This is a genomic window from Polynucleobacter sphagniphilus (genome assembly GCF_029892205.1).
In the GTDB taxonomy this organism is placed as follows: Bacteria; Pseudomonadota; Gammaproteobacteria; order Burkholderiales; family Burkholderiaceae; genus Polynucleobacter; species Polynucleobacter sphagniphilus.
The window spans coordinates 132,121-156,392 of the sequence record NZ_JARXVX010000001.1 but is presented as its reverse complement, the minus strand read 5'-3'; the positions used below and the strand labels follow the sequence as shown (position 1 = coordinate 156,392).

At 44.9% G+C, this 24,272-nt stretch carries 25 protein-coding genes and 1 other RNA gene; 12 read left to right on the top strand and 14 right to left on the bottom strand.

All coding sequences use genetic code 11. The annotated features are described in order from the left end of the window. Positions 1-24: 24 nt before the first annotated feature. The 5 genes from ubiG to M2125_RS00830 all read left to right on the top strand — a co-directional run bounded on the left by ubiG (position 25) and on the right by M2125_RS00830 (position 3,159). Positions 25-714: a bifunctional 2-polyprenyl-6-hydroxyphenol methylase/3-demethylubiquinol 3-O-methyltransferase UbiG gene (ubiG, locus tag M2125_RS00850; RefSeq protein WP_280742349.1), complete on the top strand. Its 690-nt coding sequence runs from the start codon at positions 25-27 to the stop codon at positions 712-714. After that, the gene (locus M2125_RS00845; protein WP_280742348.1) at positions 711-1,397 is read left to right on the top strand and encodes an HAD family hydrolase; all 687 of its coding nucleotides are present in this window, start codon (positions 711-713) and stop codon (positions 1,395-1,397) included. Before ubiG ends, M2125_RS00845 begins: the two co-directional genes overlap by 4 nt. Positions 1,398-1,458: 61 nt before the next feature. Next, positions 1,459-1,818: a transfer-messenger RNA gene (gene ssrA / locus M2125_RS00840) on the top strand. Positions 1,819-2,224: 406 nt separating this feature from the next. Next, complete coding sequence (locus M2125_RS00835; protein WP_280742534.1) at positions 2,225-2,575, top strand: helix-turn-helix domain-containing protein; 351 nt, start codon at positions 2,225-2,227, stop codon at positions 2,573-2,575. Then, a complete protein-coding gene (locus M2125_RS00830) occupies positions 2,569-3,159 on the top strand; it encodes a mobile mystery protein B (RefSeq protein WP_277540278.1) in 591 nt (196 codons plus the stop codon). Before M2125_RS00835 ends, M2125_RS00830 begins: the two co-directional genes overlap by 7 nt. Positions 3,160-3,166: 7 nt before the next feature. On the opposite strand, the gene M2125_RS00825 is transcribed toward M2125_RS00830, so the two are convergent. The 5 genes from M2125_RS00825 to M2125_RS00805 all read right to left on the bottom strand — a co-directional run bounded on the left by M2125_RS00825 (position 3,167) and on the right by M2125_RS00805 (position 8,216). Beyond that, complete coding sequence (locus M2125_RS00825; RefSeq protein WP_280742347.1) at positions 3,167-5,245, bottom strand: TonB-dependent receptor family protein; 2,079 nt, start codon at positions 5,243-5,245, stop codon at positions 3,167-3,169. A gap of 84 nt (positions 5,246-5,329) precedes the next feature. Further along, positions 5,330-5,506, bottom strand: coding sequence for a hemin uptake protein HemP (hemP, locus tag M2125_RS00820; RefSeq protein WP_277540282.1), 177 nt, complete (start codon positions 5,504-5,506; stop codon positions 5,330-5,332). A gap of 1 nt (position 5,507) precedes the next feature. Then, the gene (locus tag M2125_RS00815) at positions 5,508-6,080 is read right to left on the bottom strand and encodes an energy transducer TonB (RefSeq protein ID WP_076022788.1); all 573 of its coding nucleotides are present in this window, start codon (positions 6,078-6,080) and stop codon (positions 5,508-5,510) included. 109 nt (positions 6,081-6,189) lie between these two features. Beyond that, positions 6,190-7,359, bottom strand: coding sequence for a 50S ribosomal protein L11 methyltransferase (locus M2125_RS00810; protein WP_280742346.1), 1,170 nt, complete (start codon positions 7,357-7,359; stop codon positions 6,190-6,192). Beyond that, positions 7,359-8,216: a pirin family protein gene (locus M2125_RS00805; protein WP_076022786.1), complete on the bottom strand. Its 858-nt coding sequence runs from the start codon at positions 8,214-8,216 to the stop codon at positions 7,359-7,361. Before M2125_RS00805 ends, M2125_RS00810 begins: the two co-directional genes overlap by 1 nt. 88 nt (positions 8,217-8,304) lie before the next feature. Between M2125_RS00805 and M2125_RS00800 the strand changes: the two genes are divergently transcribed. Then, positions 8,305-9,078, top strand: a complete 774-nt coding sequence (locus tag M2125_RS00800; protein ID WP_076022785.1) for a sulfurtransferase — start codon at positions 8,305-8,307, stop codon at positions 9,076-9,078. 45 nt (positions 9,079-9,123) lie between these two features. Here the strand turns inward: M2125_RS00800 and M2125_RS00795 are convergent, their stop codons facing one another. Next, entirely contained in the window at positions 9,124-11,361 is a 2,238-nt protein-coding gene (locus M2125_RS00795; protein WP_076023142.1) for an NADP-dependent isocitrate dehydrogenase, read from the bottom strand. Between the two features lie 245 nt (positions 11,362-11,606). On the opposite strand from M2125_RS00795, the gene M2125_RS00790 reads away from it, so the two are divergent. Continuing rightward, positions 11,607-11,954: an FKBP-type peptidyl-prolyl cis-trans isomerase gene (locus M2125_RS00790; protein ID WP_280742345.1), complete on the top strand. Its 348-nt coding sequence runs from the start codon at positions 11,607-11,609 to the stop codon at positions 11,952-11,954. Between the two features lie 80 nt (positions 11,955-12,034). On the opposite strand, the gene M2125_RS00785 is transcribed toward M2125_RS00790, so the two are convergent. After that, positions 12,035-13,039 (bottom strand): transglycosylase SLT domain-containing protein, encoded by a 1,005-nt coding sequence (locus M2125_RS00785; RefSeq protein ID WP_076022783.1) that lies wholly within the window; start codon positions 13,037-13,039, stop codon positions 12,035-12,037. Positions 13,040-13,433: 394 nt separating this feature from the next. Here M2125_RS00785 and M2125_RS00780 point away from each other — a divergent pair, with 394 nt between their 5' ends. Next, positions 13,434-14,441 carry a DNA/RNA non-specific endonuclease gene (locus tag M2125_RS00780; RefSeq protein WP_076022782.1) on the top strand — a complete coding sequence of 336 codons (1,008 nt, stop codon included), beginning with the start codon at positions 13,434-13,436 and terminating at the stop codon, positions 14,439-14,441. Positions 14,442-14,463: 22 nt separating this feature from the next. On the opposite strand, the gene M2125_RS00775 is transcribed toward M2125_RS00780, so the two are convergent. Continuing rightward, entirely contained in the window at positions 14,464-14,703 is a 240-nt protein-coding gene (locus M2125_RS00775) for a DUF3820 family protein (protein ID WP_076022781.1), read from the bottom strand. Positions 14,704-14,844: 141 nt separating this feature from the next. Here M2125_RS00775 and M2125_RS00770 point away from each other — a divergent pair, with 141 nt between their 5' ends. The 4 genes from M2125_RS00770 to M2125_RS00755 are packed head-to-tail and all read left to right on the top strand — an operon-like array spanning position 14,845 to position 17,578. After that, the gene (locus M2125_RS00770; RefSeq protein WP_277540295.1) at positions 14,845-15,759 is read left to right on the top strand and encodes a DUF6662 family protein; all 915 of its coding nucleotides are present in this window, start codon (positions 14,845-14,847) and stop codon (positions 15,757-15,759) included. Between the two features lie 12 nt (positions 15,760-15,771). After that, positions 15,772-16,320 (top strand): FMN-binding protein, encoded by a 549-nt coding sequence (locus tag M2125_RS00765; RefSeq protein ID WP_076022779.1) that lies wholly within the window; start codon positions 15,772-15,774, stop codon positions 16,318-16,320. After that, positions 16,317-17,150, top strand: coding sequence for an FAD:protein FMN transferase (locus tag M2125_RS00760; RefSeq protein WP_280742344.1), 834 nt, complete (start codon positions 16,317-16,319; stop codon positions 17,148-17,150). Before M2125_RS00765 ends, M2125_RS00760 begins: the two co-directional genes overlap by 4 nt. Then, on the top strand, positions 17,147-17,578 hold the full coding sequence (locus M2125_RS00755; protein WP_277540299.1) for a hypothetical protein: 432 nt from the start codon (positions 17,147-17,149) through the stop codon (positions 17,576-17,578). Before M2125_RS00760 ends, M2125_RS00755 begins: the two co-directional genes overlap by 4 nt. Here M2125_RS00755 and M2125_RS00750 read toward each other — a convergent pair. The 6 genes from M2125_RS00750 to M2125_RS00725 form a co-directional block, all read right to left on the bottom strand. Beyond that, positions 17,575-18,189, bottom strand: a complete 615-nt coding sequence (locus M2125_RS00750; RefSeq protein ID WP_076022776.1) for a carboxymuconolactone decarboxylase family protein — start codon at positions 18,187-18,189, stop codon at positions 17,575-17,577. The genes M2125_RS00755 and M2125_RS00750 overlap by 4 nt on opposite strands. Before the next feature lie 101 nt (positions 18,190-18,290). After that, positions 18,291-19,013: an ABC transporter ATP-binding protein gene (locus M2125_RS00745; RefSeq protein ID WP_076022775.1), complete on the bottom strand. Its 723-nt coding sequence runs from the start codon at positions 19,011-19,013 to the stop codon at positions 18,291-18,293. 31 nt (positions 19,014-19,044) lie between these two features. Beyond that, positions 19,045-20,976, bottom strand: coding sequence for a branched-chain amino acid ABC transporter ATP-binding protein/permease (locus M2125_RS00740; RefSeq protein ID WP_280742533.1), 1,932 nt, complete (start codon positions 20,974-20,976; stop codon positions 19,045-19,047). Positions 20,977-20,978: 2 nt separating this feature from the next. Next, positions 20,979-21,857 carry a branched-chain amino acid ABC transporter permease gene (locus M2125_RS00735; RefSeq protein ID WP_076022774.1) on the bottom strand — a complete coding sequence of 293 codons (879 nt, stop codon included), beginning with the start codon at positions 21,855-21,857 and terminating at the stop codon, positions 20,979-20,981. Positions 21,858-21,997: 140 nt separating this feature from the next. Next, positions 21,998-23,194, bottom strand: coding sequence for an ABC transporter substrate-binding protein (locus tag M2125_RS00730; protein WP_076022773.1), 1,197 nt, complete (start codon positions 23,192-23,194; stop codon positions 21,998-22,000). A 165-nt stretch (positions 23,195-23,359) separates the two neighbouring features. Continuing rightward, the gene (locus M2125_RS00725) at positions 23,360-24,271 is read right to left on the bottom strand and encodes an EamA family transporter (protein ID WP_280742096.1); all 912 of its coding nucleotides are present in this window, start codon (positions 24,269-24,271) and stop codon (positions 23,360-23,362) included. Position 24,272: the final 1 nt, after the last annotated feature.

Here is a 24,272-nt window from a genome sequence, read left to right as displayed (position 1 = left end):
GCCCTCCCTGCTCAAATAATTTATATGAACGTCGACCAATCTGAAATCGCCAAATTTAGCGCTCTAGCCCATCGCTGGTGGGATCCTGAAAGTGAATTTAAGCCCTTGCATGCTATTAACCCATTGCGTCTGTCATGGATTCAATCTTTTGTAGATATCAGCGGGAAGAAGGTGCTCGATGTTGGCTGTGGCGGTGGCATATTAGCTGAATCCATGGCTCAATCTGGAGCAGACACCTGCGGTATTGATTTATCCGAAAAAGCCCTCAAAGTAGCTCAATTACATGCCCTAGAAGTAGGAGCACAACTTACCTATCGCTCTATTGCAGCCGAAGATTTGGCTCAAGAGCAGCCAGAACAATACGATGTAGTCACTTGCATGGAAATGCTTGAGCACGTCCCCGATCCAGCCTCAGTTGTGAGAGCCTGCTCCAAGCTTTGTAAGCCAGGAGGTACGCTCTTTTTTAGCACTTTGAATCGCAGCCCAAAGTCCTACTTATTTGCGATTATTGGCGCGGAATACATCCTCAAACTACTGCCTAAGGGCACTCATGAATACGCCAAATTTATTAAACCCTCTGAACTCGTGGCATTTACACGACAAGCGGGCCTAGAAATGATTGGTATTAAGGGCTTGAGTTACAACCCGCTCACTCAGGTTTATAGCTTGGGTGAGGATGTTGCAGTCAACTACATGATTGCAGTGCGCAAATGACTTCTGAGGCACATCAAAGCCCTTACCATGGGGTCTTTTTCGATTTGGATGGCACCTTAGCTGATACCGCCCCGGATTTGGTTGCCGCCACCAATCTACTGCTTGAAGTGCGTAATCAGCCATTAAAGCCCTATGACATTCTTCGGCCATGTGCATCTGCTGGTGCCCGCGGCCTAATCGAAGGCGCCTTTGGAATCACCCCGGCGCACCCTGATTTCATTGGTCTGCGAGATGAGTTCATGGCTAATTATGAAAGAGGTCTCCTGGTCGATAGCACCCTATTTGATGGTATCGAGCATTTACTTAATCAAATGGATGACGCAAAACTGCCATGGGGAATCATCACCAACAAGAGTGAGCGCTTTACCAATCCTTTAATAAAACTAATGGGCTTGCATGATAGGTCTATTGCAACCGTTTCTGGCGACACTACGCCACACTCAAAACCACACCCAGAGCCCATTTTGCATGCTGCCAGAATCGCAAATATTGATCCTGCGAAATCAATCTATGTGGGAGATGACATCAGAGATGTGATTGCAGGCAAGGCAGCGGGCATGCAAACTGTTGCTGCCGCCTATGGCTACTGTGGCTGCAAAGAGCCCCCAGAGGCCTGGGGAGCCGATTACATCATTCGCCACCCTCTCGATTTATTGCAAATCATCTTTCCCAACAGGGAATAAAAAGATATTGGGAAATTTGAGGCCAGCGGCTTTAAAATAAACTTTCTTATGCATTAACTCCGGGGTCGACATGGTTTCGACGTGGATTACAAAGCATCAAGGGCATACCGAGGACCCGTTATCTCGTAAATCAATGGGAATGTAATAACTGCTAACGACGAACGTTACGCACTAGCCGCTTAATTGCGGTTGCCCCTGAACTGATTCTCTCTTGGGTCAGGTAGCGAAAGCTACATCAGGGTCATTTACAAGAGATAAGACTAGCTCGCGTCACGAGGGATGGTTCGAAAAATTTAGTGAATCGCTGGTGTGTAACATGTCAATCTGTGACTAACCGGTTAAATTAAATGATATGACTAAGTATGTAGAACTTGCTGTAGAGGATTTGCGGACGCGGGTTCGATTCCCGCCGACTCCACCATTTTTAAGTCTGTAACAGTCTAACGCCACCCACCAGGGTGGCGTTAGACTTTATAGATAACAACTTATAAGCCCTTTTCTTTATAAATCCAACTCCATCCCAATAACTATGGGGCATTGGGCTTATCAGGGCTAAATTGAGCAGAGTAAAAACATGAGTGGGGACCTCAAGCCACTACTTTGTAACACTCCCGATGGAATGGCTTTGATATTTAAGCTAAAACCCTTCCTTCTTAGAACTATTTGGTACCTATAGGTATCAAATAAGTTTATTAATTAATACCTATAGGTATTAATATGAATAAGAAATTCGCTAAATTACAACTCTATCAAATGGATTCCACCCTTACTAAGTTAAGGGATGCTCGCCCCCCCCAAGTCGCCCAGGAAATGGGTGGGTTAAGGCTATTCGCGAATCTTTGGGCATGTCGGCATCTGCGCTGGCTCGCAAGCTCGGTGTTATGCCACACAGCATTGCCAAGCTTGAAAAAGCTGAGGCTGACGAAAAGATCACCTTAGCTAACCTACGCAAGCTGGCGAGCGCCTTAGATTGTGAGTTGCAATACGCCTTAGTGCCACGCAAGTCTTTAGAAGAAATCTTAGAAGATCGCGCTATTACGATTGCGCGTGAAAGACTCCGCCCCATATCTCATTCAATGAGTCTTGAGAATCAGTCAGTGGATCAGTCTGCCAGTGAAAAGCAACTGCAACTACTAGCAAAAGAGATCCTGGATGGTCCTAGAAGGAATCTATGGTGATGCAGTTTGACTATGCGCCAGGAGCCACTCCGATTGATCCGGATGAAGCTCTTGGTCTCATTCCAGCACATATTAAGACTCAAGCTGATTTAAATGCTTGGGAAGAACTGAATATTGTCGAAGGTGCAGATTGGATCGCACGTCAAAAGATCATTCATGGTCTGAATGAGGGCTTGGTGCGTGATTTGCATAGCCGCATGTTTAATCAAACATGGCAGTGGGCTGGCACATTCAGAAAGAGCGCCAAGAGCATCGGTATTGATTGGACTCACATTGCTGTTGCCCTCAAAAATCTCTTAGATAACACTGCCTATCAAATTGAAAATAAAACGATGCCCATTGATGAAGTCGTAGTACGCTTGCATCATCAGCTAGTATTGATTGATGCATTTCCAAATGGCAATGGTCGTCATGCACGCTTGATAGCTGATGCTCTGATTGTCAGCCTTGGTGGCAAAAGATTTTCTTGGGGTGGCAACACTTCAATTACCACCCCAGGTCTCACACGCCAAAACTACTTATCAGCTCTACGCTCTGCAGATAAAGGCGATATGAAGCCCTTAATGCTATTTGCTAGGCAATAAAACTAAATTAATTAAACTGATAACTCATACCCGCCTGAAAATTCATTGGCGCCCCAGGAAAGATGCCATCTGGACTGCGACTGGCAATATAACGCTTGTCTAATACATTGTTGATAGCAGCGAATACTTTCCATGCCTTATTCACCGTGTAGTTAGCCGTCCAATTAATAGTGGTGAAAGATGGTAGCTCACCCAAGGTCCCAATGCTATTAGGTGCTAGTGTATTGGCTGAATCAGCATATTGGGGAGAAACGTAATTCAGGGTGACTAAGGTATTAAATCCATTTTTCTCATAATTGATGCCCACATTGGATATCAAATCGGGCGTGTATGGAATACGATTTCCATCTCGACCCAAGGAACTCGTTCCCACAAATTTTGCTACTGGTATGTAGGTTCCATTTGCATTCAAGCTCCACCCCCCACCTAACTCATAACCTAGAGCTAACTCAACACCTTGATGCAGGCTCTTGCCACCATTTGCCTTTGTGACGCCGGCAGCGAGACTTTGATTCACAATTTGATTGCTAAAGTCCATACTGAAAATAGCGCCATCATATTTAAAAGCGTCAGCCTTACCTCTTAAGCCTAATTCCATATTGGTTGAACGCTCAGGTGCCAGTTGCTGATCCACCCCTTTCTCGTCGATTGCTGTTGCTACTTGAGCTGGAGCAAACCCCTTATAAATGCTGCTATAAATTTGAACCGGTGGACTTAACTGCCAAGTTGCACCCAATTGCGGAACAGTTTCAATATTTTGCGCATTACCGCTTTTTCCAGTAAATATATTTGATCGTGTTTGCCGATAGCTCTCCACCCTTACCCCGGGTATCACTGCAAAATCATCGGTAATATAAAAACTATTCTGAGCATAAAGGGCGATTGAATTTGCTTTATTTTCTTCGTGACTCGATAGTCGCCCAGATCTAGCAAATGTTTTAGAGGCGACCATCTGATTGCTTTGAGTCTCAGTATGCAAACGTAAGCCTAATTCAGATTCATTCTTGATGCCCAGAGCATCATAATGAACAGAAAGACGGGTGTCTAAGCCAAGCATATTGAACTGACGATTGCGCCCAAAATAACATTCGGCGTTTGCACTACATGCTTTATAAATTGTTTCATTTGCATTGCGACTAAGCACACTTTGTCGCCAATAATCTCGTTGCAATTGACTCCAATAAATTAAGCTATTGAGCTTGGCATCGCTATTAATCTCCCAGGAATGATTTAAATCAACCGCATTACGCTGTGCGAGAAAATTATCATTTGGCGCTGGATTAGCAGTCATACCACTTGCATATTGATTAGGCCTGAGGCCAACATAGGAAGTGTTGACGTTATTGTCGTAATGAGTGTATTTCAAACCAATCCATTGATCTTGTGTGACTTCAACACCCCCCTTAATGAGAATGTCATACATTTGGTAACCATTATTTTGGTAGCCCTGAGAATCGGATTTGATGATATTTAATCCTGCCAGCGCACCATTTGATTCTGATTTGCCGCCAGCCTCAATTTCCATCAATTGATATCCATAATCTCCAGCCTTCCCTGTTAACTTAAATCCATCTTCAGGGGTTTTACTAAGATAGTTAATCACACCCCCAATATTCGATGGTCCATATTTAAGTCCCGATGCTCCCTTAAGCACCTCAATGCCGCTCATTCTATTGGCTGGCGGGCTGTAGTAGGAGGCATTAGAAATAAACAAGCTAGGAGCAATCGGCGCACCGTCTTCAAGCAATAAAACCTTTTGGCTACGGCTTGGATTTAAACCACGTATCCCAATATTTGGAATGGCACCCAAGCCGCCCTCATCGCCGCGGACATTAACCCCAGGTACAGTCTTTAATGCATCCTGCAGTGAGAGTGGTTGGAGTATTTCTAATTGCTTCTGATTAATGACATCAACTGTTCCTGGAATTTTTTTACGAGAATCTTCCTCCCGACCAACGATATCTATCCGCGGAAGCTCAATCTCCTGAGCGCCAGAAATACTTGAAAAAGAAATGCTGTATGCCAATGCAATTGATGATGCCAGTGTGAATGGCGCGCGAATACGCCCATACTGTTGATACTTCATATGCTACCTCCAGAGATAAATCAAAAAAAATCGCTGGCTACTGGCATATGAAATTGCGCTTGCTGGCTAATACGGTGATGGGTATTACTTTGTCAAAATTAATTTCTTATATTTAGTCAGTCGTAATTGGTAATGCTGTCCTTCATGCAAAATCACAATTTGCTTATCTTTTCCAAACAAAGTCTTACTTAAGATCACTTTGGGATAGGAGCCTTTAGAATCAATGGCGAAACAATCCTCAGGCTTTTGTCGTGCAATCATTTCATGCTCTTAAACTGAATTGAACTGGCATGCGATAACAATCCGAGCTAGCCAGGCTTGTCTGTAAAGCATGTGGAAAACGCCATCGCCGAATGGCTTCAAGGGCTGATTCATCAAGACGACTATAACCGGAGCTGGTAATAATATGGGCGGCATCTACAGTACCAGCTGGATTAACGCAGAATTTGAGCATCAGCAAACCTTCTTCTCGTAATTTCTTGCTAGAAAGTGGGTAACTGGGATGTGGTTGATGAGATGCTAGCCTTGAGTTTGCAGCTCCATAAAGAGGAGCTTCATTTTCTTTGGAAATGCCTCCATCAGATGACCCAAGTTGCCCCTCTATTAGTTCATCAGGGCGGACAAGGGACTGTTTTTTCAGAATAGAGGCTGATGATGGATGCCCCTTTTTTTCTACCGCTACCCCAAGAAGTTGACCTTGAATAATTTGGTCTTGCTCCATGTTTGGCGGCTTACTGCTTAGAAAAATACCGGTAGCGAGCAAGGCAATATGCGCCAGTAAAACTACGCAGCTAAGCAAGCCATCTTGATGTATTAACCAGCGCTTTAAGTGCAAATTGAGCCTTACTCACCATTACAGAAAAAGAAAATCTTCTAAATAATTTTAGGCAAGTAGGCATTGAGATACAACCCTTTTACTAATCATGGTGAATAGCGTAGGGCTATTACCTCTTGCTCAATCTCCACAGAGAGGTAACTTCTGCAGCACGGGCTAAATGCAAGGCATCATTTTTATCGAATACCTTTTTGTGTTTCGGCTTGGTATCCATGCGACTCAGAACGAATAGTCCAGCTTGCTCTATCCACTCGAGTAATTCCTTCCGAGTACGTAAACCTAAATGTTCAGCAAGATCAGAAATAATCAACCAAGCTTCACCACCATCAAACAAGTGATCGGCCAAACCACTCAAAAAGCCTTTTAACATCTGGCTTTCAGGATCATATACCGCTCGCTCTAGTGAAGAACTTGGCCTTGCAGGCAGCCATGGCGGATTGCAAACAATTAATGAAGCTTTACCTTGTGGATACAAATCAGCTTGAACTATTTCAATGGTTGATCTAAGTTTGAGACGATCAATATTTTCTTTTGCACAAATCAGAGCTCGATTGTCCAAATCGGTCCCAATGATTTTTTCAATCCCACGTTGCGCTAATGCAATCGACAACACACCAGTTCCCATGCCGATATCAAATGCAATTGAATGATTGTGAATGGATTCTGGAAGAGGCGCTTCCCAGACCAAATCAATATATTCACCACGAATGGGAGAGAAAACGCCGTAATGCGGAAAGATTCGTATTTCATTGGTATGCGACAGTGCCGGAATGACTACCCCATTCTTGCGCCACTCATATGCACTAACCACCCCCAATAACTCTCTAAAAGAAACGAGGTATGGGCGCTTTACTGCTCCATAAGCCTCCAAACAAGCCTGAGCAATATCTGGAGCACGGCTCAAAGAAATTGTATGTTGCGCATCACACTCTACTAATAACATCCCCAATATTCGCGCACGTTGGGATTGGGATAAGCGATGCAGATTAAAAATGTCTATAGGATTTTTATTGGCAGCTCCATAAGCCGCTTTTGGAGCTCGCCGAGATTTCTTGGAAGGTCGGTCCACTCTTCTGGCTAAGGCTTGCAAAAGTTGGCGCGCATTCTGAAAATCGCCGCGCCACAACATTGCAGTTCCCTCACAAGCCAATTGATAAGCTGCATCTGCAGTTAGTGTGTCATCAACCACCAATACTTTTTTATGGGCAGCAATCCCATTCTCTGAACGCCAATCTGCCTCATATGATTGCCCAGCCTCCTCCCAGGAGATTGAAGACATCACTTTGCCGCGACCAATTGATTGTTTTGATAATCAGCAATAGCCTGCTCAATTTCAGCACGGGTATTCATGACAAATGGGCCATATTGAACAATGGGTTCACCCAAGGGCATGGCAGCAAGCACAATACATTGTGCGCCAGAAGGCCCCGCCCTCACATGCAGCTGATCACCCGACCCCAGCACAATTGCCGCTTGTTTTGGAACTGCTTGAGCGGGATTTCCTACCAATAGCTCCCCTTCGTAGACGTATAAAAAGGCACTGTGTGTCATCGGAATAGGGTGTTCAAACTGGGCATGTGCAGGAAGATGTACATCCAAAAATAAAGGGGCAGTAGTAATGCCATGAATGGGCCCAGCGATGCTTGAATCTGCAGAATGATAGATGCCTGCAATCACCTTGACAGATCCACCATTTGCCAACTTCGCTACCGGAATATCATCCGCCTGAATATCTTGATAGCCAGCTTCTTTCATTTTTTCATGCGAGGGCAAATTAATCCACAGCTGAAAACCACGCATAGCGCCACTTTCTTGCTGTGGCATTTCCGAATGAATGATCCCTCGACCAGCAGTCATCCATTGCACCCCACCACTTTTAAGATGCCCCTGATTACCTAAATGATCCTCATGCAGCATGTGCCCTTCAAGCATGTATGTCACCGTCTCAAAGCCACGATGTGGATGTGCCGGAAATCCTGCCACATAATCATTGGGATCGTTCGATGAAAATTCATCCAACATTAAAAAGGGATCCAAGCGTAATTGCTGCTGACCACCGAGACTGCGGCGCAATTGCACACCAGCGCCATCTGATGTGGGTATACCCGGAATAATACGTGCGATTGTGCGAATCATTTATATAAAATTAGGTTGGCTAAAAAGCAAGATTACCATCTCCATGAGGCTTTGTTTGATAATAGAGGGTAGTTAGAAAAGAATCCCCATGAAGCCCATATTAAATGTTGCCGCCTATTTATTTGTCAGTCTAGATGAGCTCGTTCAATTGCGTGCGCGTATGCTAGATCAATGCAATGCTCGCGAACTCAAGGGCACCATCCTACTGACACCTGAAGGCATCAATATGTTCCTAGCGGGTCAGGCTGATTCGTTGCGTGGTTTTTTAGACTGGTTACGCATTGATCCTCGTTTTAAACCACTACAAGCCAAAGAAAGCTGGTCCGAGGAGCAACCTTTCAAGAAAATGCTCATTAAGCTGAAAAATGAAATCATTCGCATGAATCATCCCACCATTCGGCCCGAGGAAGGTAGGGCTAACTTTATTACCCCTAAGAAATTACAAGAATGGTTAGATCGTGGCACGGATGATCTTGGTAGGCCAGTGGTGATGGTTGATACTCGCAATGCCTTTGAGGTGGATTACGGCACGTTTGAAAATGCCCTGCACTTTAATATTGAAAAATTCACACAATTTCCTGAGGCAATTAGCGCCCACAAAGATGAATTGGCTGACAAGACCCTGGTGAGCTTTTGCACGGGAGGTATCCGCTGCGAAAAGTCGGGGCTTTACATGCGCGAGATAGGTATGGAGCATAGCTACCAATTAGAGGGTGGGATTTTGAAATACTTTGAAGAAGTAGGCTCAGCCCATTACAAGGGAAGCTGCTTTGTGTTTGATGAGCGAGAAGCTTTGGAGCCGACACTGGACTCCATCCCAGTCGAACACTCTATTCGCAAAAAAGCTAAGCTACAAAATTAAAAAGGCAAACCCTGAGGTTTGCCTTTCTGCTTACTTGACTGCAGGTTAACTTGCGTTAGCCTTTGCCAATATTGCATTTAAGGTTTGACTTGGACGCATCACGGCTTCTAACTTCTGCATATCTGGCACATAGTAACCACCAATATCAGCTGGCTTACCTTGTACCGCCGTCAATTCGGCAATGATTTTTTGTTCATTGTCAGCCAAGGCTTTCGCCAAAGGTGCAAAGTGCGCCTGTAACTCCTTATCTTCCATTTGTGCAGCCAAAGCCTCAGCCCAGTACATTGCTAAATAGAACTGACTGCCGCGGTTATCAAGCTCACCCGTACGCGGAGATGGCGATTTATTGTTATCCAATAATTTACCGGTAGCCTCATCCAAAGTACGAGCCAAAATTTTCACCTTTGGATTACCGGTTTTATCGCTGATGTCCTCTAGGGAAACCGCTAAAGCCAAAAACTCACCCAAAGAATCCCAACGTAAGTGGTTTTCTTCAACAAGCTGTTGAACGTGCTTAGGAGCAGATCCGCCAGCGCCTGTTTCAAAGAGACCGCCGCCAGCCATTAGCGGCACGATCGATAACATCTTGGCACTGGTACCCAGCTCCATGATCGGAAACAAGTCAGTGAGGTAATCACGCAAGATATTGCCAGTCACAGAGATGGTGTCTTTACCGCGAATGATGCGCTCTAAAGTAAAGCGCATTGCACGCGTCTGAGACATGATTTGAATATCCAAACCAGTCAAATCGTAATCCTGCAGGTATGTCTTGACCTTCTTAATCAACTCAGCCTCATGCGGACGGTACTCATCCAACCAGAAAACTGCTGGCGTATTAGAGAGACGTGCACGATTAACCGCTAACTTGACCCAGTCGCGAATTGGAGCATCCTTTACTTGGCACATACGCCAGATGTCACCCTCTTCTACATGTTGTTCAAGCAGTACGGTGCCATCGTCGGCAACAATACGCGCTACACCAGCCTCAGAGATTTCAAAAGTTTTGTCGTGCGAACCGTACTCTTCAGCCTGCTGAGCCATCAGACCAACGTTTGGCACCGTACCCATAGTAGTAGGATCAAAGTTGCCATGGGTTTTGCAGAAGTTAATCATCTCCTGGTAAATACGGGCAAACGTACTTTCAGGGATTACTGCTTTGGTATCGTGCAAACGTCCGTCAGCACCCCACATTTTTCCGCCCACGCGAATCATTGCTGGCATCGATGCATCGACGATCACATCGCTAGGAGAATGCAGGTTGGTAATCCCCTTGGCAGAGTCAACCATCGCCAATGCTGGACGGTGCTCATGACATGCATGTAAATCTTGAATGATTTCTTCGCGCTTCGATTCAGGCAAGGTTTTAATTTTGTCGTAAAGACTGCTCATGCCGTTATTGGCATTGACACCCAACTCTTCAAATAACTTCGCGTGCTTTTCAAATGCTTCTTTGTAGAAGATCTTCACAGCGTGACCAAACACAATGGGGTGCGAAACCTTCATCATGGTCGCTTTCACGTGCAATGAAAGCATCATGCCTGTCTTATAGGCATCTTCAATTTCTTTTTCATAGAATTCGCAGAGCGCTTTCTTACTCATATACATACTGTCGATAATTTCGCCAGCTAATAATGAGACTTTTGGCTTGAGCACAATGGTCTTGCCACTCTTGGTTACCAAATCCATCTTGACGTCACAAGCCTTAGTCATCGTCATGGACTTTTCACTGGCGTAAAAATCGCCACCATGCATATGTGAAACGTGGGTACGCGATGCCTGACTCCACTCACCCATTGAGTGTGGATGTTTGCGTGCAAATTGCTTGACTGCGTTTGGTGCACGACGATCTGAATTACCTTCGCGCAAAACTGGATTCACAGCGCTGCCCAAACATTTTGAGTACCGAGCGCGGATCGCTTTTTCCTCATCCGTTTGCGGATCTTCTGGGAAGTTCGGGAGCTTGTAGCCCTTCGCTTGTAATTCTTTAATAGCGGCAAGTAGTTGCGGAACTGAAGCACTAATGTTCGGCAGCTTGATGATGTTGGTGTCTGGAAGCAAGGTGAGGCGACCTAGCTCAGCTAAATTATCTGGAACTTTTTGTTCCTCGGTCAGGCAATCAGAGAACTCAGACAAGATACGTGCTGCAACAGAGATATCACTTGTAGCAACCTCCACTCCAACGGGTGCTGTAAAGCTGCGAATAATTGGCAAAAATGAACTAGTGGCCAAAAATGGCGCTTCATCTGTCAGCGTATAAATGATCTTTGATTTCTCTGAAGCCATTGAAATTTCCTCGATATTGATAAATTTTCCCAGCACTGCTTAAGCTTGCTTGGACGCCATGAGGCAAGAACTTCATTTTAAATCATGGGATCTTCCAAAATTGGCCGTTTTGGGCGCTAATGATGCATAAGATGCCCAATTTAAGGGATTCCACCAAGAGGTTTTTGTAACTAATTTGAAATTTATCTGGTGATAAGCCTCCGAATATACTTATCACTCCCTTTAAGTTGAACAGGAAAAATAAAATGAGCGAGCTTCAGAAATTAGATACTTTGGTTGGTGATGGCACAGAGGCTGTTGCCGGCAATCATGTCGATGTGCATTACACCGGCTGGCTCTTTGATGAGAGCGCGCCCGATCATAAGGGCAAAAAATTTGACAGCTCTTTGGACCGCGGACAGCTATTTAGCTTCCCGCTTGGTGCTGGACATGTGATTAAAGGCTGGGATCAAGGCGTGGTTGGCATGAAGATTGGTGGCAAACGCACCCTTATCATCCCTGCTGATATGGGTTATGGAGCTCGTGGAGCCGGCGGGGTCATTCCACCGAATGTTACCCTCGTATTTGATGTTGAGCTCCATGGCGTCAACTAAAGCCTAGATTTCATCGGGCAAATGAAAAGGCCACCCTTTGGTGGCCTTTATTCATCCAAACTTGCTAATGAGCAGCAAGCTTAAGAGCGAACGTTTTTACTATTCAGAATGAGCTTACGCCCAGAGTTTGCCTGGAGCGTAGAACCCTTGCAGAGTTCAATCAAGCGATTACGCTCAGACATAACCTTATCCACATAGCCGCCATCAGTGTCTGTGTTACCTGCGCCTACATAAAACTTCAAACCATTGCGCAGCGATCCTGAAGTGGCAATGAGGTACTTCAAAATATAAGCGCCGATGCGGATATTCACTTCGGGCTTAATCGCATCTGAAGCTCCGCCATAGAGGGCATACTTTTCCTTATGGATGGATGTCATCACCTGCATCAGACCTTCTGCCCCGGCTTGACTCTTAGTAAGGGGGTTGAAATTCGATTCAACTGAAATAACGGCCAGTAAAAGGATCGGGTCAATATTGACCTCTTTTGCAATCAACACGGTATTGGAGACGTACTCCTCAATCTTGGCGCGATCTAACTTGTATTTTTGCTCAAAGAAGTCGGCAACCGAGCGCTGATTCTGGACAGAGATCAAAAGCTTGCTATCTAAAGCCTGCGGATCTACTTTGGAAGTTGGGATTTGATCAGCTAAGGCAGAAATTGGCTTTACCTGAGTATGAGCTACTGAGGGCATTAATAATGCAACCGTTTGGTGCTTAGCAATCCCAAGGGGAATCTTGGTGTTGTTACTAGTGGCGCCTTTGTTGTAAATGACAGCGGCAATATCTTTATCTGCAGCAGCTTGGGGGGTCTGATCTTTATATTGATCGAGCATGCCAAAGCCGTTTTGCCAAACTACCTGACGCGCCTCATCTGGAACGAGAATGCGAGCAAAGTCGAAGGCACCGGCATTGGTTCCATTGCCTGAAAGCCAGAGGCCAACCAAAAGAAAAACGGTGATAACGAGTAAGCCATTTAGCAACCGATAGACCGGAACCATAGCATTTGCCAACAAGGCGCTTGAACTAGAAGCTTCTAGTTGCTCACCTTGAAAGTCACTCGAATAGGAAGAAATACATTTACTCATTCAGTCTGTTGCATTACCCAAAAATCAAACTGCTGATTTATGCTGCAATGCAATAAGTTAAAAACATGGGTCATCCTAAGAAAGTTCTTATATCAAGTCAAGAATAAGAAGGGTACTTTTAATAACTTATGAGTCTCATTTTTAGCATTAAGCCGAATGAATGAACCTCTTACTTAATTAATTTCATTTAAATCAGATACTTATAAAAGTTAGTGGTCACCAATTTCATGCTATAAAAAATCGCTCAAAATCTCCTTTATTTGCAATTTCGCAGCAAAAAAAAGATTTCTAAACCGTACATCTAGTGTTTGGCGCCACACAGTCGCTCTACTGGTAGTAGAAATTGCCTACGGGTGATGGCATTGAATAGACTCACAGCCTACACTGGTGAAATATGAAATTGACTCTTCGATTGACCGCTAAAACAATCTTATTGGCAGCACTTTTTGCTCCACTCAGTGCATTTGCCCTCTTTGAAGGATGCGCGCAATTTTTTCCTAACCAGCAAATTCCATCAAGCTCCCAGATTGGCAAAGACCTCTGCTTTGATGATTTTGCAGTCTATTACTCTCCAATAGATAAGAAACCGATCTATACCGTTGAACGTTTGAACGCAGAGCAATTTCAAGGTAAACACCCCCGTAGGAGTAACCGATTTTATGAAGAGGCAAGACTTCCTCGCAGTGAGCGGGCTCTTCTTACAGATTACCGCGGTAGCGGCTACGATCGCGGCCACAATGTTCCGGCAGGTGACATGCATACTGAAAAAGGGATGGCTCAGTCCTTCTCCCTAGCCAATATGATGCCGCAGGCGCGTTTAAATAATCAAGGCATCTGGGCCAAGCAGGTTGAAGAGCCTACCCGCCATTACGTTAAAAGAGCGCATAGTGATGTCTATGTATTTACAGGTTCGACGGGAGACTTAGGCAACATTGGTTCGAATAAAGTCACCATTCCCAGCCATTTATATAAGTTGGTGTTCGACTCCAGCACTAAACGAGCATGGGCATTTTGGATTGACAATACCAATGAGGCGCACATGACTCCGCCTATTAGCTACTCAGAATTAGTTGAAAGAACCGGTATTGATTTTCATCTACCCTTAGTCGAAACAAAATCAAATGCAATAAAACCAGCCCACACTGTGGGTGGCTGGTATCCCGTCTTTTTTGATGTCTACGCCACTAAAAAGGTGGATGAGTTAAACGCACACATCAAAGCAGGCAAGGTAGCGCGCATTCAGATTGAATATGACCAAAACGCAGATTTAGCAAAGCGGATTGCAGCAGCACTTGAGACAGACAATGGCGTGCGGATTGAGCTCACACAAAATAGTCCACCTGCCTCATCAACTGTTCAAAATGAACGTAATCGGGTTAGTGTGATTGTTCACCAAAAATAACGACTGACGCCACACCCAATCTTTAAGGATGGATACGGGTACTAACACCATGTGCACGCTGTATTGGAGCGAGTAAGCCACGCAGACCATTGTGATCCAGAGTGTGCATCAACTCGAGTAACTGCCCCAACTCACTTTTCGGAAAACCCTCACGCGCAAACCAGGCTAGATAGTTGCCTGGTAAATCCGCAAGATAACGTCCTGCGTACTTACCAAAAGGCATCTTCATGGTTACAAGCTTTTCAAGTGCTTCTGGGTTCATGCAGCCAATATAACAAGTCCACCCAGGCAATCTTCATAAGCCCTACAGGCTGATCCAATTTGCAACTCATGGTTTTTTATTTTAATGAGAATGATTACTATTTAGATTAATAGAATTAATCACCACCATCAAATGAAGACCATGAAATTAACCATCAAAAGACTACTCACGTTTTGCCTCTTAATTGCTACCGCCCTCAGCTTTTCCTTTGCCTATGCTGGTGAAGGTGCTTTTGGTTGGATTTATACCCTAGACCTTCAACCCCAAGGGAAGTGGGAATTTGAACAGCGCCTGCAATTAAATCAACAGCAAGCAGCCGGAAACTATGATGCCTGGACGGCCAGAACAGAGCTGGAATATGGCGCCACGAATGATCTGCAGCTTGCAGGCTACGTCAATTCCTACTTCACAAGCGCTAACCAAAACTACACCAACCCCGAAGCGTGCGAAGAGGCATCAAGCTGTACGGGAGGGTACGGCGTACCTTCAAGCCATGATTCAGCAACTCCCTATAGAAAAGGAGGTTTAGAGGGCGGATCTCTGGAAGCAATTTACCGCATCACTAATCCAGTGACATCTCCTGTGGGTCTCGGTTTATACCTAGAGCCAACATGGGGTAAGAATAAGGACGAGCTCGAAGCAAGGGTGCTACTGCAATCGAATTTTATTGATGATCGACTCATTTTGGCGGGCAATATCGTTGCAGCAAATGAGCGCCTCAAATTTATAGAGAATGGCAATGTTCCAGAATCGATGTTAGATTTTTTAGTGGGTGCAAGCTATCGCTTTGCCCCGAAGTGGTCTGCTGGTGTGGAGGCGCGCTTTCACAATGATTACTCAGAACTGAACTTAAAAAACCAAGTTCAAAGAGCAACATTTCTTGGTCCTAATATTCACTATGCCAGTAAAGATTGGTGGATCACTGGCGCATGGCGCTATCAGCTTGCAGGCGGAACCTGCATGGGTGGCGGTGAAGCGGAATGCTCCGGCGCACGTGTCTGGGATAGTCACTCAGTCAATGAGTTCATCGTGAAGGTAGGCTTTCCTCTCAATTAACAAATTAATCCAATGAATTGGCACCCTCACACGATCAGCTTGCTTGGAATTGCTGCTTTAGCAGCGCCGATCACCTCGCAAGCCAAAATCTATGTATCAATTGAGCAGGCGCAAGTCTTACTCTTGCCCAATCAATTGCTTACGCAATCACCCATCTTAATCAGCAAGGGCCTGCAGGAAAAATTGCGCTTAGCTTCAAGTATTCGACACCCCTTTCAAGGGGATCGAATCTGGAAAGCAAAGGATGGGAGTTGGTTTGTGGTGGACGAGGTGGTGGGTAAACACGAAATGATTCAATACGCGGTGGCTTTGAGCCCAAGCGGGGCAATTTTAGGTGTTGAGATTCTGGAGTATGTTGAGTCATATGGCTATGAAGTAGCTGATCCCGCTTGGCGCAAACAATTCATTGGGAAGCAAGCAAATGATCCCATCAAACTCAATCAAGATATTCAAAACATTGGTGGTGCTACCCTCTCCTGCAAGCATTTGACCGATGGTGTCAAGAGAGTTGTCATGCTCTACGAGCTCGCTCTCAAAGAGCAATCTTCCAAAACCAAATGAGACGATGCAGGCCTTTACTAGGCACGTTTGTAGAGATTGAGATTAAAGATCATATGGAGGCATTCCACATGGAACTGATATCCGAAGCATTTGTATCAATAGAGTTGGTTCAAAAGTTAATGGGGTTTCATCAGCATCAAAGTGAACTTTCTAAAATGAATCATGCGGCGCATCTGCGCCCTATCCAGATTCACCCATGGACCGCTCAAGTTCTCCACGCTGCAAAGGATATTCATCATCACTCGAGGGGATTATTTGATTGTGGCATTGGGCATAGACTCATTGCGGCAGGTTTATTGCCCCAACATCTTTCCTTAGAGCAAATTCATTTTGGTGGTCTTGACGATTTAGAATTTCTTGAACCGCATCTCATTTATTCTCGGCGCCCTATTCGGCTTGACCTCGGTGGAATTGCCAAAGGATTTGCAGTAGATCAAGCAATTCAAGTATTGCAATCAGGCGGAATTGCAGGAGGTGCAGTCAATGCTGGTGGTGATTTAAGAGTCTTTGGTGATGCAGCTGAAACTATTTTTCTGCGAGATCCCGAAGGTCGCAGGCCACCAATCGACATTGGGAAATTGCAAAATGGTGCAATCGCTACTAGCGGTCTTTATTTTGCAAGAAGAGACTCCTGCTTTCCTAGTCATATCATCAACCCCACTGCAAATTCACTCGAGCAGATTCATCACGAATTTTTAGGATCCTATTCAGTGCTAGCCCAAGAGTGTATCTACGCAGATGCGCTGACAAAAGTATTTATTCTTTCTGAAAATGCGCATCATGCCTGCTTTGATCATTTCAAGGCGAAAGCCATTCGAATCGCCGCATGAAAAATATCAACCATGTCAGTAAAAGAACTGTAGGTATGATGCCTGGCTGGCAAAAAGTCCTCATACTTACGAGCATGCTCAGCTGCTCTCTTAGCGGTATTGCTTATTTATTGAGTGATCTATTTGACTTACAAAAGAAAATTTTTGGCGGCCACACTATGCTGAGCTTACACGGCAGTACGGCAGTGTTTGCGATCATGGGATTAGGATCAGTCCTGACTTTTCACATTAAGGCTGGCTGGAGAGCAAAACAAAAAAGGCTGAGCGGCATCACTCAGCTCCTCGCATTACTCATCCTCATGATTACTGGACTCCTACTCTATTACGGTCCAGAAGCCTTTCGAGAGAAGGCTATTCAGACCCACTGGTCAGTGGGTATGCTGTTCTTTTCTCTATTTTGCTTACACGCACTAAGACGTAGGGCTTAATTTGGAAACTTAGGCAGCAAAGGTACATTTCCTGGGGCTTGGTATTGGGCCACATTCATCTGCATTGCTAGCAAAGTGTAATAAGCATTGATTCCAGTTAAGTCAACCACGCCTTTTTTCCCAAAGCGTTGCTCTACGCGCTTGAAGCTCACATCAGAAACACTCTTATTGTGATGCAATTCAGTTGAGAAGTTATAGACCATCTCTTCATCATTAGACATCTTCTCAGGACGTCGACCTTCCTTAATCGCCGCAATCTTATCTGCGCTAATACCTGCAGCCAATGCGATTGGAGCATGCACATACCACTCATAATCTTGAGTCCACTCACGCGCAGAAATTAAGATCACAAACTCACTTAGGGTATTACCAATGGCAGAGTGGTAACGCAAATAATCACCCATGGAACGCGCCTGTGTCATCACTTCAGGGCTGTACATCAGCGGCTCAAATGGACCAAAGACCGCTCTTTTTCTAGCCGCCATGAATTCATCTGCGGCCTGCTTTTGCTCGGGGGTGTAATTTTCCGGGGCAATCGTTGGCAAGCGATCCTGGGCCAACACATTTAAACTCAATACGGCTACTGTTAAAGCAAATATAGTTTTTTTCATTTTTAGTCCTATTACTTTCTACCATTGAAATTACTGAGATTGATTAAAAATCGCATCAAAAGATTAGCTAATACAAGTCGGGATGAAAGAACCAAATTGAGTTAGTGGCTGCCACCGAGATAAGCCGCCTTAACCGCTGGATCATCTTTAAGCTCGTGAGCGGGGCCATGAGCGGCAATCCTACCATTTTCAAGCACATAGCCATAATCAGCCACATTCAGCGCAGCGGCCGCGAATTGCTCAACCAGGAGCATTGTGACCCCCTGCGACTTTAAGTTTGAGATGATTTTAAAAACCTCCTCAACCAAAATTGGAGCAAGCCCCATTGACGGTTCATCCAAGAGAATCACTTCGGGATTGAGCATTACCGCACGAGCCATTGCCAGCATTTGCTGCTCCCCACCCGATAAGGTGCCGGAAAGCTGGTTACGACGCTCTTTTAGACGCGGAAACATTTCAAGAGCCCGCTCAAGATCAAGCTTCACATCACCCTTGGTACGACTGCCGGTCAAACGAGGAAACGCGCCAAGCAAAAGATTGTCTGTAATTGTCATATTGGTAAATACGCGGCGCCCCTCGGGACTGTGCGCCAAACCTAAGCGAGCAATCGCATGAGAATCAGCTCCTGCAATATCTTTACCGCCTAGAGTAACCTCTCCAGCGGTAGGTTTAATCATGCCTGTTATTGCGCGCATGGTCGTTGTCTTACCAGCACCATTAGAGCCAATCAACGTGATCACTTGTCCCTTGGGTACCTCGATACTGATGCCATGGAGCACCTTTACTTTGCCATAGCCCGCTTCTAAATTTTTGATGGATAACATGTTGTTTGTCGATTCAATAAGGTTCGTGTAATTAAGCACCTAAGTAGGCATGAATCACTTTTTCATCTGCCTGAACTTCAGCTGGCTTGCCTTCTGCAATCTTCTGCCCAAAATCTAATACAGAAACGGTATCGCAAATCGACATCACCACATCCATGTGATGCTCAATCAAAATAAAGGTCACACCGCTATCGCGGATCTTACGAATAATACGAAGCAACTCTTTGATGTCTGGCGCCGTTAAGCCAGCTGCCGGCTCGTCTAAAAGCAAAAGCTCTGGATCTAAGGCTAAGGCTCGTGCAATCTCTAAAAGGCGCTGCTTACCATATGGCAAATTACGAGCCTCTTCATTGGCCAACTCTTCAAGTCCAACAAACTTCAATAAAGCCATACCGCGCTTACGCGCTTCTCGCTCTTCCTTTAAATAAGCAGGCAAGTGCAACCCAATCTCAATGAGATTAGATTTGAAGGTATGGTGCAGTCCAACCATGATGTTCTGTAGCGCAGTCATTTCACCAAAGAGCTGAACATTCTGAAAGGTACGTGCAATACCTGATAAAGCAATATTCGAAGAGGTGCTACCAACTACACTCTTGCCAGCATACAAAACGTTGCCAGCAGTTGGAATATAAATACCAGTCAAGACATTCATCATCGTGCTCTTACCAGAGCCGTTCGGGCCAATTAAGCCGTGAATAGTGCCACGTTTAATACTTAAGCTGACATTATTGAGAGCCTTCAAACCACCAAACTGCATTAAAACAGAGTCAACCTTAAGGAGCTCAGCCCCTATGTTTTTACCGCCAACATCACGAATAAAACCAACAGATTCATCTACGCCTTCTATGGATACTCCACCGCGCGCTGTCTTAGTCTTACCAGAGAGGGCAAAGTAGAAGTTCTTCGCGAATCCCACAATGCCATCTTGAAGGTAATACACAACCAGCAGGATCATGAACCCAAAAATACTTAAGCGCCAGTCAGCAATACTATCAAGCCAAAAAGAAAAAACAGCTAAGCCAACCGTGCCAGCCAGCGGAATAGCGACCCGCTTGAAGCTTGTAATTTTTTTACCAATCGCAATAATTGATCCAACAATCATAGCAATTGCAATGGTGGCCGCTACGATGCGGAACAGATGAATATCATCTAGCAACTTGGGTAATAAAACGATGATCGCGGCGCCAATAATGGCTCCTGTGCGCGATTTCCGCCCTCCCATGATGATCGCCAATAGAAATAGCACAGCCAACTCATTGTTATAAGTATTTGGCGAAATATATTGCTCAGAATAAGCATAGAGACAACCGGCCAAGCCAGCAAAGCCAGCGCTTATAACAAAAGCAATTACTTTGTAGCGATATACGGAAACGCCCATACAGTCACAGGCAATGGGACTGTCACGCAAAGCTTCGAATGCTCGTCCCATTTGTGACTTTAAGAAACGGTCCACCACCACCATACTCGCGAGCATCAAAATCGCAACTATCCAAAAATACTCAAGCTCAGTAGCGGTGCTGCCAAATAACTCTGGTTTTGGCAACTTAATACCGAGGGGACCCTCGGTCAACCAAGTCATTTCATTAATCAAGATTTGGACAATCGTTCCGAATGCTAAAGTCACCATCGCCAAATACGGGCCGACCACTTTCAGAGCAGGCAATGCCAACAGGCCGCCAAAAAATGCTGTAACGAAAATAGCTGCGGGAATCGTCATCCAAATAGGCGCCCCAAAGTGCATAAAGAGAACACCAGCAGTGTAGGAACCAATACCAAACAATCCAGCATGCCCGAGGGAAACTTGGCCGACATAACCCACCACAATATCCAAGCCAAACAATAGAATCACATAAATCAAAATGGTTTCAGCTAGATGAATATAGTACGGGTTATGCACTGCAACTGAAAATCCTAGCAAGGCAAAAACCGCAATCAGAACAGGAAGAGCGGACTTCAATTTCATCATTAAACTTTCTTAATTGCAGATTTACCAAAGAGGCCAGAGGGTTTATATGCAAGCACAAGCAGTAGCAAAATTAAACCTGGAACGTCTTTATAGCCAGTTGATATATAGAAACCGGTAGCCGTTTCAACAATACCAAGAATCAGGCCGCCAACAATAATGCCAAGGCCACTAGAGAGGCCGCCAATAATCGCAACCGCAAAGGCTTTTAATCCGAGTGCACCACCCATCGTGGCGCCAGTTAAAGTCAACGGTGCAATTAAAACCCCCGCAAACGCTGCAGTCAAAGAGGAGAGTGCATAAGAGAAAGTGATCACTAGGCTGGTATTAATACCCATGAGGCCCGCTGCATCACGATCATTAGCTGTTGCAACTACGGCTTTCCCATAAATAGTCTTACGATTAAAGAACTCGACTAGTAACATCATCACTAAGGCCCCTACTACTACCAAGATTTCCATCGGCAGCACATTTGCTCCAAGAAAATTTATTGGCTCATCGCTTAATGGGGATGGAAATGGCAACGCATCACGACCCCAAATGTTTTCAGCTACGTTCTTAAAAATAATTCCAAGTGCAATAGTGGACATAATCCAGCCAAATTCGGATTTAATTTTGATGGCAGGACGCACACCAATTAACTCCACGAAACCGCCTTGCATCATCCCAAATATACAGACCACGGGAATCATGAGCCAGTAATTCATGCCTAAAGTTGTAACGCACGTTAGCCCAACCAAAGCGCCTAACATTAAAGCTTCGCCTTGACCGAAGTTAAGGGTCCCCGAGGTTGCAAAGGTGAGCTGAAAGCCAAAAGCAATAACAGCGTAGATCATTCCTACTGCAATGCCGCTTGTCAGAATCTGTGAAAGGATTTCCATGGTATTGACCTAATAAAAACACATGCTGTTTTAATATTTCTAAGAATGCTGACAAAACGCCGCTATTGAGGCGGCGTTTTGTCAAGGAATCAGCCGGAGCAATATCGCTTCATATTGAACCAAAACTGAAAGTTGCTTATTTATTTTTTCTTAGCAGCAGCTTTTGGAGCGGCATCTTCAGAATTCAAGAAAGCGACGTGGCCATCTTCAACAACACCCATCACCACATCTTTTGCTTTAATTGCCTCATGATCTGCCTGCGTGTATGGCTTGTTATAAGTCATCACCACGCCATCGACTGGAGCGCTTAAGTTTTGTAAAGCCGCCAAAATCTTTGGTCCCTCAGTGCTATTTGCTTGCTTAATCGCAGCAGCCAATAAATACACAGAGTCATACCCTTGCGCCGCAGACACTGGCGAGGCAATGATGCCGTTCTTTGGCTTGAAGTCATGAAGATAGGCCTCTACAAATGCTTTACGTTTTGGTGTAGTGGCTGGTGCCTGAATAAACGTTTCTGGCATGGTGGCCCCATTGCCGTTCTTGCCTGCCGTATCAATAAAGCTAGCCATGGATAAAGTCCAGCTACCAATGATTGGTTTTTTCCAACCCAATTTAGCCATGCCGTTTGCAATTTGGGCCAACTCGGGACCAATCGCATAAGTTAACACTACCTCTGCTCCAGCGTTTTTAGCTTTTAGCAATTGGGAGGTCATATCGACATCACCTAAATTAAATTTCTCTTCAGCAACTGGGGTAACGCCATATTTCTTAAGTGCTTTTTCTAAGTCTTCACGACCTAGTTGCCCATAGTTGGTTGAGTCAGCCAAAATGGCGACTTTCTTCAAGCCACGCTTCTCGACCGCCTCTTTGGCAATCATCGGCGCCTGAATATCATCAGCAGCTGCCGTACGGAAAACATAGTTTTCTGGGGCGTTTGGAAATTGGTGCGTAATTAATGTACCAGTTGCCACGTTATTGATGACGGGAATCTTTGCGTCTTGATAAAAACGCTGAGAAGCTAAGGCAACACCCGTGTTAATGAACCCTAAAGTGGCAACCACTTTTTCATTATTAATTAACTCTTGTGCAATCTGGACGCCGCGCTCATTTTTTGCCTCATCATCACGCTCGACTAAGACAATTTTATTTCCATTAATGCCACCAGCAGCATTAATTTCTTTGACAGCTAAACGTACGCCGTCTCGCATACTGACACCCATTGAGGATGAGCCACCAGTATAGGGGCCAGTTACACCAACTTTGATATCAGCGGCGTAGGCACCAGATGAAAGCATTGCAGCAGTAACAACTGCAAAAATATGACGGCGAATTTTCATAATATCTCCATGATTAGAACAAGTAATTAAATTACTTTTTTTATATATATTGACTGCAAAGAACTGAAAACTATCTTACATTCATTGCACTCGGTGTGGCAGCTATTTAAATAAGGGTTTTACCTTAGCAGGTGATGATTGACCATGCAAAGTAAGGTAAAAAAATTAAGGGTTACGCTTGTAAAGTTGCTCACGCAGATTGGGCCAAAACAGATTAATTACCAGCCCAGTAATCACCAAGCCTGCAGCCAATAGTTTCCAGCCTGGTAATGGCTCCCCCAAATAATAGGCTGATGCCCCCATGCCAAATATTGGCACCAATAATGGGGCCGGAGCTACTAAGGCAGCAGGATGTTTGGAGAGTAACCAAGCCCAGGCGGCATAACCAAATAAAGTGTTGCCCCATGATTGCCAAAAGACGCCAATCCAAGCTGCTAGCGAAGCATTTACAAGCGCTGAGCCAACTTGCTGCCAGCCACCCTCAAAAATCAGGGTTAGCGCAATCAATGGTGGAATAGAAAATGCGCTTGCCCACACAACATACGAGAACATATTAATATCGCCGGCCCGGCGACTGATGGTATTAGCAACCCCCCAAGAAAATCCAGCAAAAACCACCAAAGATAAGCCCAAGAAGGTCGTATTAGCATCAGTATGCAAGGCAATGATGATCAAACCCACTAAAGCAATGGAAACCGCGATAGCCTGATAGAGTTTGAGCCGCTCTTTTGCAAAGAACATGGCAAAACCAATGGTAAAAAATACTTGGGTTTGGATTACCAAAGAAGCTAAGCCTGGTGGAATTTGAGATTCAATGGCGTAATAGAGCACACCAAACTGCCCTACCCCAGTACACAGGCCATACAAGCAGAGATTACGCCAAGAAACTTTTGGTCTGGCGACAAAAAATACCATTGGCAACAAAGAAAAGACGTAGCGCAGCGTGGCAAATAAAAATGGTGGAAAGCTACTCAAGCAATTTTTCATCACCACGAAATTGGTACCCCACACCGCCACAATCGCTAATGCCAATAGCAAATGACTTAAGGGTAAGTGATTACTTTTGTGTGTCGTCAAA

Coding starts and splice junctions, on each gene's coding strand:
- M2125_RS00785 (WP_076022783.1), bottom strand. CDS start 13,039: ATGAGTAAATGTATTTCTTCCTATTCGAGTGACTTTCAAGGTGAGCAA.
- M2125_RS00770 (WP_277540295.1), top strand. CDS start 14,845: ATGAAATTAACCATCAAAAGACTACTCACGTTTTGCCTCTTAATTGCT.
- ubiG (WP_280742349.1), top strand. CDS start 25: ATGAACGTCGACCAATCTGAAATCGCCAAATTTAGCGCTCTAGCCCAT.
- M2125_RS00760 (WP_280742344.1), top strand. CDS start 16,317: ATGAGACGATGCAGGCCTTTACTAGGCACGTTTGTAGAGATTGAGATT.
- M2125_RS00830 (WP_277540278.1), top strand. CDS start 2,569: ATGGTGATGCAGTTTGACTATGCGCCAGGAGCCACTCCGATTGATCCG.
- hemP (WP_277540282.1), bottom strand. CDS start 5,506: ATGATTGCACGACAAAAGCCTGAGGATTGTTTCGCCATTGATTCTAAA.
- M2125_RS00795 (WP_076023142.1), bottom strand. CDS start 11,361: ATGGCTTCAGAGAAATCAAAGATCATTTATACGCTGACAGATGAAGCG.
- M2125_RS00810 (WP_280742346.1), bottom strand. CDS start 7,359: ATGTCTTCAATCTCCTGGGAGGAGGCTGGGCAATCATATGAGGCAGAT.
- M2125_RS00805 (WP_076022786.1), bottom strand. CDS start 8,216: ATGATTCGCACAATCGCACGTATTATTCCGGGTATACCCACATCAGAT.
- M2125_RS00780 (WP_076022782.1), top strand. CDS start 13,434: ATGAAATTGACTCTTCGATTGACCGCTAAAACAATCTTATTGGCAGCA.
- M2125_RS00755 (WP_277540299.1), top strand. CDS start 17,147: ATGAAAAATATCAACCATGTCAGTAAAAGAACTGTAGGTATGATGCCT.
- M2125_RS00745 (WP_076022775.1), bottom strand. CDS start 19,013: ATGTTATCCATCAAAAATTTAGAAGCGGGCTATGGCAAAGTAAAGGTG.
- M2125_RS00750 (WP_076022776.1), bottom strand. CDS start 18,189: ATGAAAAAAACTATATTTGCTTTAACAGTAGCCGTATTGAGTTTAAAT.
- M2125_RS00800 (WP_076022785.1), top strand. CDS start 8,305: ATGAAGCCCATATTAAATGTTGCCGCCTATTTATTTGTCAGTCTAGAT.
- M2125_RS00775 (WP_076022781.1), bottom strand. CDS start 14,703: ATGAACCCAGAAGCACTTGAAAAGCTTGTAACCATGAAGATGCCTTTT.
- M2125_RS00825 (WP_280742347.1), bottom strand. CDS start 5,245: ATGAAGTATCAACAGTATGGGCGTATTCGCGCGCCATTCACACTGGCA.
- M2125_RS00740 (WP_280742533.1), bottom strand. CDS start 20,976: ATGAAATTGAAGTCCGCTCTTCCTGTTCTGATTGCGGTTTTTGCCTTG.
- M2125_RS00845 (WP_280742348.1), top strand. CDS start 711: ATGACTTCTGAGGCACATCAAAGCCCTTACCATGGGGTCTTTTTCGAT.
- M2125_RS00730 (WP_076022773.1), bottom strand. CDS start 23,194: ATGAAAATTCGCCGTCATATTTTTGCAGTTGTTACTGCTGCAATGCTT.
- M2125_RS00735 (WP_076022774.1), bottom strand. CDS start 21,857: ATGGAAATCCTTTCACAGATTCTGACAAGCGGCATTGCAGTAGGAATG.
- M2125_RS00790 (WP_280742345.1), top strand. CDS start 11,607: ATGAGCGAGCTTCAGAAATTAGATACTTTGGTTGGTGATGGCACAGAG.
- M2125_RS00765 (WP_076022779.1), top strand. CDS start 15,772: ATGAATTGGCACCCTCACACGATCAGCTTGCTTGGAATTGCTGCTTTA.